This is a genomic window from Rickettsia slovaca 13-B, from assembly GCF_000237845.1.
GTDB classification, from domain to species: domain Bacteria; phylum Pseudomonadota; class Alphaproteobacteria; order Rickettsiales; family Rickettsiaceae; genus Rickettsia; species Rickettsia rickettsii.
Genome location: NC_016639.1, coordinates 1,260,998 through 1,275,089, shown reverse-complemented (window position 1 = coordinate 1,275,089; position 14,092 = coordinate 1,260,998). Strand labels below are relative to the sequence as shown.

The window sequence follows — 14,092 nt, the reverse complement described above, 5'->3', positions numbered from 1 at the left end:
ACTTTACACATGTAATTGTGGATAAATTTTTTAATAACTTATTATTTTTCCTATTAAAACCTATTAAAAATTTCCTCAAATCCTTATTAAATCAAGTAAATCTAGTGTATTTTCTTTTAAATAAATAGTTTGTGGATAAAATTGTGAATAAATATCATTTTTCTTTGAAAAAATAGTCTTTTCTAAGCTATAAATGAATTTTACACTTAATTATCCACTTGTATAAATTCATTACAAACTTATGTGAATAATAATTAAAAATACCTATATTTTTAAGAAAATTTTGTTGATAAATCTGTTTAAAACATTTAATCTACATAATTCTATTTACATAAACAACAAATAATAAGTATATTTATTATTTTAATATTTTTAGTAATAGCATGTAGCAAATTATAAATCCGTTAAAAGGAAATAATAATAAAGTACCTATTTGGTTTATGCGTCAAGCAGGTAGATATTTGCCGGAATATAAAAAAGTAAGAGAAACAACAAAAAATTTTCTAGATTTTTGTTATGATGTTAGCAAAGCAACAGAAGTAACCTTACAACCGATAAAACGTTATGGATTTGATGCAGCTATTATTTTTTCCGATATATTAGTTTTACCTCATGCTCTTGGATGGGAAGTGGATTTTAAAGAAAATATAGGGCCTATATTAAAGCAATTCAAATCACAAGAAGATTTTAAATATCTGCAAATCAATCCGAATTATAAATTAGAAAAGGTTTATGAAATAATAAAAAAAGTAAAAAAAGAATTACCATCCCCCATTTCTTTAATAGGATTTGCAGGTAGTCCTTGGACAGTGATGAGTTACATGCTAGAAGGAAAAGGAAAACAGGATTTTAAAACGAGCAAAAAATTCATATATGAAAATAAAATACTTGCTGAAGAATTATTAAATTTTATTACGGAAAAAACAGCTGATCATCTTATAAATCAAGCAAAATCTGGAGCAGATGTTTTAAAGCTTTTTGATTCATGGTCAGGAGTACTTGCAGAAGAGGAATTTACTGAATTTGTAATAGAGCCGACAAAAAAGATTATACTAAAAGTAAAAGAAGTTTTTCCAAAAACTCCTATAATTGCTTTTCCTAAAGGAGCAGGATTATTGTACGAAAAATTTATAAAAGAAGTACCGATAGATGTTTTAGCCGTAGATCAAATGGTCCCTCTTGAAAAAATGAAAGAGTGGAGTGATAAAGTAATAGTACAAGGTAATTTAGATCCGGTTGTATTATTAACTAATAAAGAAATTATTAAAGAAAAAACTTATAAAATTCTTCAGACAATGAAAGGAAAGAATTTTATCTTTAATTTAGGACATGGTATTTTGCCTGAAACACCTACGGAAAATGTAGAATTTTTGACAGAATATGTTAGGTTATATGAAGAAAAGAATAGCAATAGTACTTTTTAATTTAGGCGGTCCAAAAAACCTTAAATCAGTGAAGCCTTTTCTATTTAATCTATTCTATGACAAAGCTATAATTAATCTACCAAATCCTTTGCGTTATATTATCGCTAAAATAATTTCTATTACTAGAGAGAAAAAATCTCAAAAAATTTATTCTTTAATCGGTGGTAAATCTTCTTTACTTCAGGAAACAGAGGAGCAGAAATTAGCACTAACCGAAAAGCTAAAGCAACTTATAAAAGAAGATTTTGCTATTTTTATAAATATGAGGTATTCAGCACCGTTTGCTAAAGAAGTAATAGGTCAAATAAAAAAATATAATCCAAGCGAAATAATATTATTGCCTCTATATTCTCAATTTTCAAGTACTACGACAGGATCATCGGTTAAAAATTTTTTACAAAACCTTGATATTGATATTCCAATTAAAACAATTTGCTGTTATCCTCTAGAAAAAGATTTTATAAAAGCCCATGTTTCATTAATTAAAGAAAAACTATACGATAAAAATTTTCGTATATTATTTTCTGCTCACGGGTTACCCGAAAAAATAATAAAAGCAGGCGATCCTTATAGTTTTCAGATAAAAGAAACAGTACAAGCAATAGTTAAAGAATTAAATATAAAAGATCTAGATTATAAGATAACTTATCAAAGTAGAGTAGGACCTATAGAGTGGTTAAAACCGAATACGGAAGACGAAATAGAGCTAGCAGGAAAGTTAAAAAAAGACATAATTATCGTACCTATATCCTTTGTATCCGAGCATGTTGAAACACTAGTAGAGCTTGATATTGAATATAAATTAATCGCAGATAAATATGAAATTCAATATACCCGAATTCCGACACTTGGAACAAATAAAATTTTTATTAATAGTTTGACAAATATATATTGCTACGATTTATTAATAAGGTTGATACTAATTTAGTTATGAGTAGCTCTAGTACAAGAATATGTCCAAACGAATTTACTAAATGTTTGTGTAAATTAACAAGTTAATAAGGAAAAGAATGGCAAGTTACTATCTATGGTTTAAGTCAGTCCATCTGATATCTGCTATATGTTGGATGGCAGGGCTTCTTTATTTACCTAGAATATATGTTTATCATATCAAAGCTAAAATAGGTAGTGAGCTAGATAGTACTTTACAAGTAATGGAGCTAAAATTACTCAGATTCATTATGAATCCAGCAATGATTAGCACATTTATTTTTGGTTTAATAAATGCTCATATTTACGGGTTTGTTGCTCTTGATACTTGGTTTCACATTAAAATGTTTGCAGTATTAGTTTTAGTGATATTTCACGGTTTACTTGCAAGATGGCGAAAAGATTTTGCAAATGGTAAGAATGTCCATTCAGAAAAATTTTATCGCATAGTTAATGAGATTCCGGCTATTTGCATGATTGTTGCAGTGATTATGGTTATAGTGAAACCATTTGACTAGTATACTCTTTGTTATTTGAAAAGGGATTGTTAAAGATATATCGTCATTGCGAGCAGGAAATAATAACAAACTTCTAAGATTGTGTTTCGTCAATATTTTCTTTTGAAGTAAACTCTGCTACGAGTTCAGGTAGGCTCTTGTTAGTTTGGTTGGATATGTAGTTACTCCCGATTAATTAAACTAAAGCATTGCTTTTAAGCTCTGGACATTCCTATTATAGCTGACTTTTGGTAGAGATTGCTAAACCCCGAAATAGTGTTTTACTATTTCAGTTAAAGCTTATACCTAACTTCCTTTAAAAGTCAATCTATAACTTATTTTAAACTAATAGTTTATTTAGCTAAAAGATTTTTTATTTCTAATGTAAGTTGTAAAATTTATTTAGAATATCTATAATTCATAAAAAATAATATGGAACATTATGAATAATAGCGATAAACTTAATAAGTTAGTAATCTTTAAAGATAAAACCATTAGAAGAATTTTGCATAATAACAAATGGTGGTTTTCAGTAGTCGACGTAGTAGGAGCATTGACTGATAGTAGTGACCCTGGAGCTTATTGAAGAAAACTAAAACAAAGGTTAAACGAAGAAAAAAGTGAGGTCATGACAAACTGTCACGGACTAAAATTAACTGCCACAGATGGAAAAAAATATATAACAGACTGTGCAAATACAGAGTCATTACTTCGTATTATACAATCTATTCCGTCTCCAAAGGCAGAACCATTTAAACAATGGCTTGCTAAAGTCGGTTATGAGAGGATTCAAGAAATTTCTGATCCGGAAAAGTCAATTGATAGAGCAAGGGATAATTGGAAACGACACGGTCGTAGCGAGAAATGGATTCAACAACGTATGATGGGGCAGGAAACACGAAATAAATTAACTGATTACTGGAAAAACCATGAAGTAACAAAAGAGAATGAATTTGCTATATTAACTAATATTATTCATCAAGAATGGGCTGGTATAACTTAAAGAACACAAAAATATAAAGGGCTTAACAAATCAAAATTTACGTGATCACATGAATGAAGCAGAATTAATTTTTACTGCTCTTGCTGAATTATCTACTCGTCAGGTAGTAGAAACTAATAATGCAACAGGAATGGAAGAAAATAAGGTTGCAGGTAAAATAGGAGGAAGTATAGCTAAAAACGCTAAAACGGCCTTGGAAAATAAAACTGGTAAAAAAGTAATCTCAACAGAACATTATTTACCGCCTAAACTTACAAAGTAAAAAATTTTGTTATAGTGAAATGCATTGAATTAGGTGATATTTATAAGAAATATTTTATTTTTTTAAGGATATAGCGAATGCCAACCCATTTACGATATGAGATATATTATTTAAAAATTAAAAAATGTCACCTAATTCAATGCATTTCACTATAAACCAAGGATTGCATTGGTTTTGTGGAAAATACTCTCACTTTTGACAGAAGTTTCAACACACCGAAATGGCATTTTGCCATTCCGGTTATGATTTTAAAAAAGTCAATTAAACTTTACTTCAGGTGGCAATGACATTAATATTGCTTCGACATTTCCATCGGTCATTAAGCCGAATTTAGTACCGCGGTCATATAGCAAATTAAATTCTACATATCTACCTCGCCTTATAAGCTGGTATTCTTTCTGCTCAGTTGTCCAAGGTAAAAATAACTTACTTCTAACGATTTCAGGATATACCGACAACAAAGCCTTACCTACGTCCTGTGTAAAGGCAAAATCCTGTTCAAAATTACCGTTATTTAAGTAATCATAGAATATTCCGCCTACTCCTCTCGGCTCTTTTCGATGCTTTAGATAAAAATATTCATCACATTGCTTTTTGAATTTAGGATAATAGCTAGAATCATACTTATCGCATGCTTCTTTAAAAGCTGCATGAAACTTTACAGTTTCGTTTTTTTCCGGATAAAAAGGTGTTAAATCGCCACCGCCGCCAAACCAACTTTTAGAAGTTTCTATATAACGAGTATTAAAATGCATAGCGGGAATTAGCGGCGATTTAAGATGTGCGACTAATGAAATGCCTGTTGCAAAGAATTTCCCGTCTAGCTCTGCTCCTGGAATTTCGTTGCGGAATTCGGGAGAAATTTTACCAAATACGGTAGATATATTAACCCCGACTTTTTCAAATACTGCTCCTTTCATGAGAGACATGACACCGCCACCGCCGCCGTTACGTTGCCAGCTTGAGCGTACAAACTTAGCAGGTTTTAAACCTTTGGTTTGTGCATATTCTTCTTCGATTTTTTCAAATTCTTTGCACAATAAATCACGTAAATTAGTAAACCAACTACTTGTTATTTCTTTATTTTCTATGTTCATAATTATTAAGCAACGATTTAATTACTTTCCTCATCATATACATAATCACTAAAAATACGGCAGCAATGATCATAATATAAAAAGCCGGAGCATAAAATAAGCCTGTGCGCTCTACAAGCCAACGAGAAATAATAGGTGAAGTTCCGCCGAATATCGCTATTGCAAAATTGTAGCTGAAAGCAACACCGGTAAATCTTTGTTCTGCTGTAAACAAGGATATAACGAGTATATAAGCTGTACCTGCTATGCTTCCTGCGAGCATACCAAGCATTGTAAGAGCTATAATTTGTTGCCACATCTCTTCTGTCGACATAAGTAACATGGTCGGTAAAATCAATATCAAGATAGCAACACCAACAAGCATTGCCATTTTAAATTTTCCGATAATATCGGCAGTACCGCCGGCAAGCGGCATCGCTATCATCGCAATAAACGAACTATACGCTAAATATGATAAAGCAATAGTATTACTAAGATGCATTACATTATAATAGAAAACATTTATATATGTTTTTACTAAATACATAACGCTGCTAGCGATAGCACCTATACACATAGTTAAAAACATCGATCTCCAAGCAGTTCTAATTACATTGGAAAAAGGTGCTTTAAGAACTTGTTTCTTTTTCTCAAGCATTTTAAAAATCGGTGTTTCCGATACGCGCAATCGCAAGTAAAATCCTGCAAGACCCATAAATCCGCCAAGCAGAAAAGCAAAACGCCAAGCAAAATCTATATGAGAGAAATAACGTTCTATTATAATACCGATAAATGTTGCAATTAAGGTACCGGCGATATTTGAACCATGTACTAAACCTGCCGTAAAACCCGGTCTTAAATTTTGACGATGTTCAAGGATAAAAATAGCTGCTCCCGTTCCTTCACCGCTAATACATAAACCTTGAATAAGCCGCATTATAACTAGAGTTATAGGGGCATAAATCCCAATACTTGCATATGAGGGTATGAGACCCATAATAAAGGTCGGAATAGTCATACCTAGCATCGAGATTATTAAAGCGATACGTCTACCATATCTATCACCGATATAACCGAATAATATGCCTCCTATCGGTCTTGTCAGAAAGCCAACCGCAAATACTCCAAGGCTTAGAAGAATTCTAATGAATTCTGATTCGCCTGGAAAAAAAACTTGTCCAATAATCAGCGAAAAAACTGAATATACCGTAAAGTCATAATATTCGAGTACATTACCTGAAATAGCAGATAAAAAAATGAACTTAGACCTATTATTCATCGAGCTTTAAATAACTTAATTACTAATTAGTTATTATAGACAAGTTACATAATTTATAAAGTGTAATTTATAATATTTAATTGTCGGCATTTTAATTCTTGTGGTGATAGTAATATGTTTTTGTGGTTATAAGTTCTTGTTTAATAAACAACCTGAATCAGTTGCAAATGATTTTGAAAAAGAATTAGCAGAATGTGATAAAGCTATAAAACAAAATCCGAATGATGCATATATTGGATATGGATTTAGACTAAGAATACTGGGACTTAGATTTCCTGAAAAATATGAGTTGGCCCTTGAAGTTTATAACAAAGCAATTGCACTAAACTCTAATCATTTTCAGGCTTATCTTAATAAAGGAGCGGTATTAATTCAGTTGGGAAAATACGATTTAGCTTTAGAAGCTTATAATAAGGCAATCGAAGTAGATCCAAGTCATCCTTATGCTTATAACAATAAAGCAGAAATATTAAGAAAGCTTGAAAAATACGAACTAGCACTTGAAGCATACAATAAAGCAATTGAAATTGATCCTAATTATTCCGATGCTTATTTTAATAAGAGTAAATTATTCGATGAACTTGGAAATTACGAAGTAGCTCTTGAGGCATATGATAGAGCACTCACATATAGGCATGATGACGATTTAGATTATTCTGACATATATTATAATATAGGAACAATTTTGAGTAGGCTTCAAAAATATGATTTAGCTGTTAAAATGTATAATAAAACAATACAGCTTAATCCTGATGATTTTAGAGCTTACGTGAATAAAGGAATAGTTTTAGGAATTCTTAAAAAATATAATTTAGCATTAAAATGATGCAGCACTTAAATTAAATATCAATGATTATAAAGGACATCTTAATAAAGGCCTTACTTTGGAAAAATTAGGCAAATACGATTTATCTCTTGAATCATACAACAAAGCATTAGAATTAGAGCCAAATGACTTTGAGACACAAGCTCAAATACAAGCATTAGACATGCAAAAGGCTAAATAATAGTCATAATTTATTATGACTATTATAACGTACATATTAATTTGGTCATAATTATTATAATATACACGTTATAATGGTCAAGCACTTATAACCTAGTTATCCTCTAGTGGTACCGGAATTCCTACTTTTGTAAGTTTAGCTCCTTTTGGCTTTTTAATTCCTGCAAATTTCTGTTCTTCTTGTTGTTTTCGTAGTTTTTTTCCTATTTTTGCAGCTTCTCTGCTACCTTTAAGAGCACTTTTTACGGGCTTTGTGTTAATATTCGTAACACCTTTTGAAGCTTAATACTTTCAAATCTTTATCAAAATATTTTACGTTTGTAGCAATACTTAAATGGTAAACTCCGCTACCTTTTTGTATAAACTGATTTTGATTTTGTAAAGCTTTACCTTCTAAATCTAAGAATTTACCATCTTTACCAAAATCACCTACTTCTCCAACTTTTGTACCACTAAGATCATATGCGTAAAGTTTTTCTTCATGGAAATCTAGGTTGTTTAAAAAGTTCTCTATAGAATTCTTATCATTAGTAAAATTGCCTAATTCATGGGTGCCTATAATTTTCTCTTCTTTGCTTACTACTTTTTTCGTATTTTTAATAATTCCAAGATAGGCTAGAGCTTTTTTAAACTTACCCAAATTACGCTTTACCTCAACTTCTACGGGTCTAGAAAATTCTTTTTCTTTTACTTCTTCAACTTCTCCTATAACTAATTGCCCATCTATGGGGCTGCCCAGTTCATCTTTAAAATGAATTAATTTGGCATTTTACTCTATTTAAGTCAGTTTCTTCAGTTTGAAAATGTAGATGTTTTTTTCTGGCATAAATTCCTCCTTGAATAAATTGTGGTTTATTTCAAATGTAAAGGAGTAAATTAAATTTTTGCAAGAAGTTTTTATTGTTAGTTATTTCTCAATAAATAACAAATATTAAGAATTAAAAACTACTGTGCCATCCAGCCGCCATCTATCAAGAGTCCACTACCTGTTATTGATGATGCTTTTTTGTCACATAAGAATATTACTAAGTTTGCTATTTCATCAGCTTCTACAAATTTTTTCGTAGCTTGAGATTTAAGGATTACATCCCTTAACGCTGATTCTTCTTCTTTTGCAAAACCGTTTTTGCAAAATGTTTTGCTATCTCAAGCCCGATACCGTTAGTAGAACCGGTAATAACTGCTACTTTGTCTTTCATTTTATCTCCTTATAAAATATGTACTGTCATACCGTGGCTTGTACCAGCCAGCTAAATCGTCATTGCGAGCAGAGCCATAGGCTGCGTGGCAATCTCAGAACTTTGGCACTAGATTGCTTCGTCAATTACTTACGTAATTTCCTCGCAATGACAAGAAAATTAGAACCATGCAACAAAGCTGATCAAAAGTTACGGGATGACATATGTAATCAAGTAATATTTGTCTTTTATTTAAAAGTAACTTATATTAGATTACACTTAAAGAAATAATGTATAAATCTATGGAAATTGTTAATAGCGTTGATGCATCTGTATCTTGCCAGGGCAAAGAACCTCCATATGACCATCCGAAAGTTTATTTAGAGATAGATAAAAAAAAAAAAGAAGTTATCTGCCCATATTGTAGTAAGAAATTTAAACTAGTAACAAAATGACTATAAAATTTCTGTCAGAAAGTACTATCAACCGAATTGCTGCCGGTGAGGTTATAGAAAGGCCCGCATCGGTAGTAAAGGAATTAGTTGAAAATGCTGTTGATGCAAGTAGTACTAAAATAGATATTATTTTAGAACGTGCCGGTAAAAATCTAATCATTATTTCCGATGACGGTATCGGTATGACTGATAAGGAATTAGAAATTGCTGTTGAACGTCATACAACTTCTAAGTTTGATGAAAGCGATTTTCTAAATATTAATACTTTTGGTTTTAGGGGTGAAGCACTGCCGTCTATTGCTGCTATTAGCAAAATGCTAATTACTTCTAAAAAACGAGATGCCGACAAAGCATTTCAGATTAAGTTAATCGGCGGCAATGAAAAACAAGTTACTATTTCTGTTCATAATGAAGGTACTAAAATAGAGATACGTGATTTATTTTTTGCAACACCTGCACGTTTAAAATTTCTTAGAGCCGATAAAACAGAGCTTGCAGCAACTGTAGATGTGGTTAAGAAAATCGCTCTAGCACATCCTAAAATTTCTTTTAGTTTAACACATGACGGCAAGAATTTATTAAAACTAAAGGGACAAAATAAAGATGCTGAAACTAACCTAAAACAGCGTATAATTGATGTAATAGGTGATGATTTTATAAAAAACGCCGCTTATATAGAATTCAAAACACCTGATTTCTCTATTTGCGGCTATACTAGTAGCCCGACATATAATAGAGCTTCAAGTGAAGATCAGTTTTTATTTATTAATAATAGACCAGTAAAAGATAAATTATTACAGGTAGCTTTAAGGGTAGCATATCAAGATTATTTAGCTCGTGATCGTTATCCGATATGTGCTATATTCTTACAAATCGATCCGCAACTTGTTGACGTTAACGTACATCCGGCAAAAGCAGAGGTTAGGTTTCATGACCCGAATTATGTGCGAAACTTATTAATAGAAGCAATTAAAAATGCTTTAACAAATAAAAGCCATGTTACTTCTACTACTATCGCCTCTGATGCTCTTGAGTTATTTAAAAATCCTTTAGTTAACAAACAATCGCCAGTAAGTAAAGTTATAAATGTTAATAGTAAATCGGCAGATTATAGACCTACTACTCATTCTACACTTAATACAGTTCCTCAAAATCATGTTTGTCAAAAATTAATCGATACATTATCACATGCTAAAATAGAACAAGAAGTAGAAAATCGTATAGAACATGAACAGCAAACCCGTAAACAATATAAACTTGGGGCAGCTAAAGCACAACTTCATACGACTTATATTATTTCACAAACCGAAGATAGTATAGTGATTACCGACCAACATGCAGCACACGAACGTTTAGGGTATGAAAAAATAAAAGATTACCTTAAAACGGAAGAGTTAATCAAACAGCGTTTGCTTATCCCTGAGATAGTAGAACTGCCAAATGAAAAAAAAGCAGATTGTTTATATGACCATAGAGAAAAACTATATAAACTTGGTTTAACTCTAGAAAAATTCGGCGAAAAATCTATTATAGTAACTGAAATTCCAAATATCCTTGGAGATGTAAACGTACAAAAGTTAATTCAGGATCTCGCCGATCATTTATCGGATTTTGGCAAGAATATAGCTTTGACAGAGTTAATTGAGCATGTAACGGAAACTTATGCCTGTCATTACTCTATTAGAGCAGGACGAAAATTATCGGCAGATGAAATGAATGCCTTACTGCGTCAAATGGAAAATACGCCGCTTTCAGGTCAATGTAATCACGGCAGACCTACTTATATTGAGTTGAAGCTTAAGGATATCGAACGCTTATTTGGACGGTAACTCGTTTAATTTGAAAAATTGGCGTCATTGCGAACGACTGCAAGGAGTGCGGCAATCTCGGGAAATTAAAACTAGATTGCCACGCTCCTTATTAGTCGCTCGCAATGACTTATCTCTCTTTATTTTGCAATGCCTAGTTTTTACTTGACTATTTTTCAATTTCGTTTTATTCTGCTTTTCTTAGAATAATAAAATAATATCTTGATTTAAGGTGTCAGCTAATGGCAAAGAAAAATAAAAATGTTTTGGTAAGGCTAGTAAGTACTGCCGGCACAGGTGTTTTTTGGGTAAAGAAACGTAATCCGAAGACCCAAACCGAGAAGCTTTCTTTTCGTAAGTATGATAAAGTAGTTAGAAAACATGTTCTTTTTAAAGAAGAAAAAATAAAATAATTGTAAGTAATATAATATGGCAGTAAAAATTCGTTTAGCTAGAGGTGGTGCTAAAAAGCGTCCTTTTTACCGTGTAGTAGTAGCTAACGCAACAGCACCTCGTGACGGTGACTTTTTAGAAAAAGTCGGAACTTATGATCCAATGCTTGCTTCAGATAATAGTGAGCGTGTTGTTTTAAAAAAAGATCGTATAGAATATTGGCTTGGCACCGGTGCTAAACCAACTGAGCGAGTCGCAAAATTTATTGAGCAAGCGGGTGTTACTCTTCCTGAGAAAGTTAAAAAGGAAATGGAAGTGAAAGCAAAAAACCGCAAAGCTAGACTAAGTAAAAAGGAAGCTAAAGAAGCTTAGTTTATAGTGTATTTTCGTCATTGCGAGCAGGCATTGACTTTGTGGATCAATTCAGCCCCTGTCATCTCCCGCTATTTGATTGCGGGATTTAGTAAATTTGACTATTACAAGTTATTTTTCTAGATATTGTGGTCAAGCCACGGGTATGACAGCACATATCTCTTCTCTATAATCATATTAATATGCCGGATTAGCTCAGTGGTAGAGCAACCGCCTTGTAAGCGGTAGGTCATCAGTTCAAATCCGATATCCGGCACCATCAAAATTTTTCTTGTCATACTGGGACTATCTTTATATAGATACCAAATCGTCATTGCGAGCAGCCGTAGGCTGCGTGGCAATCTCGTGAAATAATAACACACTTCCTGAGATTGCTTCGTCGAATTACTGTGTAATTCTTCTCGCAATGACGATTTACCGATCCATGCAAGCAAGCTTTCACAAGAATTATATAGAAAAAAACATGCAATAGTGACATCCTTTAAAATTTTTATATATGATAGTAATCGATAAAACATCTTATAGAGCTGTGGGATTTGATAAACGTATTAAATTCCTAGTGCTACATTATACACAGTGTGATTTTAAGCAGTCTTTAGATTTTCTAACCGGTGAAAAGTTAAGTAGCCATTATTTAATAAACAATGAAAACCCTGAACATATATTTCAATTAGTAGAAGAGCGTGATAGAGCATGGCATGCTGGAGTAAGTTACTGGCAAGGTCATGAGCGTATTAATGATACATCAATCGGTATTGAAATCGTAAATCCTGCTTTTGAAGTAAATGCAAAAAACAATGATATAGTTTGGCTACCCTATTCGGAAAGGCAAATTAATAGTGTTATAAGTTTGTGTAAACAGATTATTGTTAGATATGATATTAAACCTACTAGAGTAGTTGGGCATTCTGATATTGCTCCAGGTAGAAAACAGGACCCTGGCCCGCTATTTCCTTGGAAACTATTATATGATAACGATATTGGAGCTTGGTATGATAAACAGGTGTTTAACGATCTATTGCCGCAAGTCGACATAACCGATATTGCAGCAATTCAGCAAAAATTTATTACATACGGTTATAAACTTGAAGTTACCGAAATTTTAGACTCTAAAATGAAAGATATTATAATTTCGTTTCAAATGCATTTTCGTCCTAGTAATTTTTCTGGCGATTTGGATGCTGAAACCATAGCAATTTTAGATGCATTAATATTAAAATATAAATCTGAATTAATATGATAAGATTTATAACTATACCGGATTTTGCGGATTATCAAGTTACTTTGAAATTAATGGAAGATTACGTTAACAAAGTAATTAGTGATCATGAGCCGGAAATTATTTATTTAGTTGAACATTCGGAAGTATATACAGCCGGTACTAATTATAAACAAGAAGAATTATTAAATTACGGTGATATTCCGGTAATTTACACAGGACGTGGCGGTAAATTTACTTTTCATGGACCGGGTCAGCGTGTTATTTATCCAATTCTTAATTTAGCTTCACCAAATCGACACAAAGATTTAAAGCTATATATAAAAATGCTTGAAGAATGGATTATAAATAGCTTAAATTATTTTGGAATTAAAGCATATATTATTAAAGATAAAGTAGGAATTTGGGTAAAAGTAAGGAAAGATGAATTTGCTAAAATTGCTGCAATAGGTGTTAGAGTAAGAAAATGGGTTACATATCACGGTGTAGCTATAAATATTTCAACAGATTTAAGTAAGTTTAGTGGGATTATTCCTTGTGGACTTGAAAATTCTTTAGTAACATCTTTAAATCAGTTAGGGATTCATGTTGAAATGTCTGAATTTGATAAAATTATTCAAACTGAATTTAATAAAATATTTAAATGATCAGAAAATTTTTACTCACAATTTTTGCTCTTTGGGTCGGTGGTTTTGGTTATTATTTATATTTAATAAATTCTTATAAGCTTAATAGTAATACCACTAATGCAATAATAGTATTTGCAGGAGGAGGACATAAAATTGAAACCGGTATTGCTTGGCTTAAGGCAGGTTATGCACCTATATTATTTATTACTGGTATAGAATCTACAGAGCAATTAAAAATTTTGTTAAAGGAACGTAATGTTATAGAACAGCAGGTAATATTTGCTCCGAATAAAATAATGTCTGAAGAAGATAATATTAAGAAAGTGGTTGATTTTATTGTAACTTACAATCTTACTTCAATAATTTTAGTAGAGCATAATTATAATATGCCTTTTATGCTAAATAAGCTTGAAAAAGCGATTCCTTCTTCTAATAATATCTATATAGTACCATATCCTGTTTTTTCCAAACAAAAATATGATGTGTTATTAAAATCCTATCATCGTTATTTAATGAGTATACTCGTTTAATTTGCTTCTTTACTCTTTTCCAGTACAATAT

General features: G+C 31.7%; 17 protein-coding genes, 1 tRNA gene and 2 pseudogenes. 16 read left to right on the top strand and 4 right to left on the bottom strand.

Annotated elements, in window-relative coordinates; translation table 11 throughout:
* Positions 1-440: 440 nt before the first annotated feature.
* The 6 genes and pseudogenes from hemE (at position 441) to RSL_RS10330 (ending at position 4,116) form a co-directional block, all read left to right on the top strand.
* The gene (gene hemE, locus RSL_RS07040; protein ID WP_014273893.1) at positions 441-1,424 is read left to right on the top strand and encodes a uroporphyrinogen decarboxylase; all 984 of its coding nucleotides are present in this window, start codon (positions 441-443) and stop codon (positions 1,422-1,424) included.
* Positions 1,381-2,423, top strand: a pseudogene (gene hemH / locus RSL_RS07035) (ferrochelatase). The gene hemE and the pseudogene hemH overlap by 44 nt, the downstream one beginning before the upstream one ends.
* 11 nt (positions 2,424-2,434) lie before the next feature.
* On the top strand, positions 2,435-2,872 hold the full coding sequence (hemJ, locus tag RSL_RS07030; protein ID WP_004997032.1) for a protoporphyrinogen oxidase HemJ: 438 nt from the start codon (positions 2,435-2,437) through the stop codon (positions 2,870-2,872).
* 421 nt (positions 2,873-3,293) lie between these two features.
* Positions 3,294-3,437, top strand: coding sequence for a BRO-N domain-containing protein (locus RSL_RS10340; RefSeq protein WP_016830581.1), 144 nt, complete (start codon positions 3,294-3,296; stop codon positions 3,435-3,437).
* A 42-nt stretch (positions 3,438-3,479) separates the two neighbouring features.
* Positions 3,480-3,854 carry a BRO family protein gene (locus RSL_RS10335; RefSeq protein WP_041472131.1) on the top strand — a complete coding sequence of 125 codons (375 nt, stop codon included), beginning with the start codon at positions 3,480-3,482 and terminating at the stop codon, positions 3,852-3,854.
* A 49-nt stretch (positions 3,855-3,903) separates the two neighbouring features.
* On the top strand, positions 3,904-4,116 hold the full coding sequence (locus RSL_RS10330; protein WP_041472130.1) for a hypothetical protein: 213 nt from the start codon (positions 3,904-3,906) through the stop codon (positions 4,114-4,116).
* 257 nt (positions 4,117-4,373) lie between these two features.
* On the opposite strand, the gene hemF is transcribed toward RSL_RS10330, so the two are convergent.
* Together hemF and RSL_RS07005 are read right to left on the bottom strand one after the other, a co-directional pair.
* Entirely contained in the window at positions 4,374-5,213 is an 840-nt protein-coding gene (hemF, locus tag RSL_RS07010; RefSeq protein WP_014273890.1) for an oxygen-dependent coproporphyrinogen oxidase, read from the bottom strand.
* A complete protein-coding gene (locus RSL_RS07005) occupies positions 5,197-6,471 on the bottom strand; it encodes an MFS transporter (protein ID WP_014419981.1) in 1,275 nt (424 codons plus the stop codon). Before RSL_RS07005 ends, hemF begins: the two co-directional genes overlap by 17 nt.
* 136 nt (positions 6,472-6,607) lie before the next feature.
* On the opposite strand from RSL_RS07005, the gene RSL_RS07000 reads away from it, so the two are divergent.
* Together RSL_RS07000 and RSL_RS08415 are read left to right on the top strand one after the other, a co-directional pair.
* Complete coding sequence (locus tag RSL_RS07000) at positions 6,608-7,297, top strand: tetratricopeptide repeat protein (RefSeq protein WP_014273888.1); 690 nt, start codon at positions 6,608-6,610, stop codon at positions 7,295-7,297.
* Positions 7,298-7,355: 58 nt separating this feature from the next.
* Positions 7,356-7,478, top strand: a complete 123-nt coding sequence (locus RSL_RS08415) for a tetratricopeptide repeat protein (RefSeq protein WP_014273887.1) — start codon at positions 7,356-7,358, stop codon at positions 7,476-7,478.
* 255 nt (positions 7,479-7,733) lie between these two features.
* On the opposite strand, the gene RSL_RS06995 is transcribed toward RSL_RS08415, so the two are convergent.
* Both RSL_RS06995 and RSL_RS08410 read right to left on the bottom strand, forming a co-directional pair.
* Positions 7,734-8,117 carry a hypothetical protein gene (locus RSL_RS06995; RefSeq protein ID WP_014273886.1) on the bottom strand — a complete coding sequence of 128 codons (384 nt, stop codon included), beginning with the start codon at positions 8,115-8,117 and terminating at the stop codon, positions 7,734-7,736.
* Between the two features lie 305 nt (positions 8,118-8,422).
* Positions 8,423-8,584 (bottom strand): annotated as a pseudogene (locus RSL_RS08410) (SDR family oxidoreductase); the annotation flags it as partial.
* Between the two features lie 361 nt (positions 8,585-8,945).
* Here RSL_RS08410 and RSL_RS08405 point away from each other — a divergent pair.
* From RSL_RS08405 to RSL_RS06960, 8 genes are all read left to right on the top strand, one after another.
* Positions 8,946-9,110 (top strand): zinc-finger domain-containing protein, encoded by a 165-nt coding sequence (locus RSL_RS08405; RefSeq protein WP_010977913.1) that lies wholly within the window; start codon positions 8,946-8,948, stop codon positions 9,108-9,110.
* Complete coding sequence (gene mutL / locus RSL_RS06990; protein WP_014273885.1) at positions 9,107-10,939, top strand: DNA mismatch repair endonuclease MutL; 1,833 nt, start codon at positions 9,107-9,109, stop codon at positions 10,937-10,939. Before RSL_RS08405 ends, mutL begins: the two co-directional genes overlap by 4 nt.
* 221 nt (positions 10,940-11,160) lie before the next feature.
* Positions 11,161-11,331, top strand: a complete 171-nt coding sequence (rpmG, locus tag RSL_RS06985) for a 50S ribosomal protein L33 (RefSeq protein WP_004997072.1) — start codon at positions 11,161-11,163, stop codon at positions 11,329-11,331.
* Between the two features lie 16 nt (positions 11,332-11,347).
* The gene (rpsP, locus tag RSL_RS06980; protein WP_004997078.1) at positions 11,348-11,683 is read left to right on the top strand and encodes a 30S ribosomal protein S16; all 336 of its coding nucleotides are present in this window, start codon (positions 11,348-11,350) and stop codon (positions 11,681-11,683) included.
* Between the two features lie 184 nt (positions 11,684-11,867).
* Positions 11,868-11,942, top strand: a tRNA-Thr gene (locus RSL_RS06975).
* A 237-nt stretch (positions 11,943-12,179) separates the two neighbouring features.
* Positions 12,180-12,923, top strand: coding sequence for an N-acetylmuramoyl-L-alanine amidase (locus RSL_RS06970; protein ID WP_014273883.1), 744 nt, complete (start codon positions 12,180-12,182; stop codon positions 12,921-12,923).
* Positions 12,920-13,549 (top strand): lipoyl(octanoyl) transferase LipB, encoded by a 630-nt coding sequence (gene lipB / locus RSL_RS06965; protein ID WP_014273882.1) that lies wholly within the window; start codon positions 12,920-12,922, stop codon positions 13,547-13,549. The genes RSL_RS06970 and lipB overlap by 4 nt, the downstream gene beginning before the upstream one ends.
* A complete protein-coding gene (locus RSL_RS06960) occupies positions 13,546-14,061 on the top strand; it encodes a YdcF family protein (RefSeq protein ID WP_010977909.1) in 516 nt (171 codons plus the stop codon). The genes lipB and RSL_RS06960 overlap by 4 nt, the downstream gene beginning before the upstream one ends.
* Positions 14,062-14,092 lie beyond the last annotated feature (31 nt).

What these genes read in the sequence shown, in the direction of transcription:
- hemE (WP_014273893.1), top strand. Translation starts at nt 441, where the DNA reads ATGCGTCAAGCAGGTAGATATTTGCCGGAATATAAAAAAGTAAGAGAA.
- RSL_RS06960 (WP_010977909.1), top strand. Translation starts at nt 13,546, where the DNA reads ATGATCAGAAAATTTTTACTCACAATTTTTGCTCTTTGGGTCGGTGGT.
- RSL_RS10330 (WP_041472130.1), top strand. Translation starts at nt 3,904, where the DNA reads ATGAATGAAGCAGAATTAATTTTTACTGCTCTTGCTGAATTATCTACT.
- RSL_RS06970 (WP_014273883.1), top strand. Translation starts at nt 12,180, where the DNA reads ATGATAGTAATCGATAAAACATCTTATAGAGCTGTGGGATTTGATAAA.
- RSL_RS07005 (WP_014419981.1), bottom strand. Translation starts at nt 6,471, where the DNA reads ATGAATAATAGGTCTAAGTTCATTTTTTTATCTGCTATTTCAGGTAAT.
- mutL (WP_014273885.1), top strand. Translation starts at nt 9,107, where the DNA reads ATGACTATAAAATTTCTGTCAGAAAGTACTATCAACCGAATTGCTGCC.
- RSL_RS10335 (WP_041472131.1), top strand. Translation starts at nt 3,480, where the DNA reads ATGACAAACTGTCACGGACTAAAATTAACTGCCACAGATGGAAAAAAA.
- lipB (WP_014273882.1), top strand. Translation starts at nt 12,920, where the DNA reads ATGATAAGATTTATAACTATACCGGATTTTGCGGATTATCAAGTTACT.
- RSL_RS10340 (WP_016830581.1), top strand. Translation starts at nt 3,294, where the DNA reads ATGAATAATAGCGATAAACTTAATAAGTTAGTAATCTTTAAAGATAAA.
- hemJ (WP_004997032.1), top strand. Translation starts at nt 2,435, where the DNA reads ATGGCAAGTTACTATCTATGGTTTAAGTCAGTCCATCTGATATCTGCT.
- hemF (WP_014273890.1), bottom strand. Translation starts at nt 5,213, where the DNA reads ATGAACATAGAAAATAAAGAAATAACAAGTAGTTGGTTTACTAATTTA.
- rpsP (WP_004997078.1), top strand. Translation starts at nt 11,348, where the DNA reads ATGGCAGTAAAAATTCGTTTAGCTAGAGGTGGTGCTAAAAAGCGTCCT.
- rpmG (WP_004997072.1), top strand. Translation starts at nt 11,161, where the DNA reads ATGGCAAAGAAAAATAAAAATGTTTTGGTAAGGCTAGTAAGTACTGCC.
- RSL_RS08405 (WP_010977913.1), top strand. Translation starts at nt 8,946, where the DNA reads ATGTATAAATCTATGGAAATTGTTAATAGCGTTGATGCATCTGTATCT.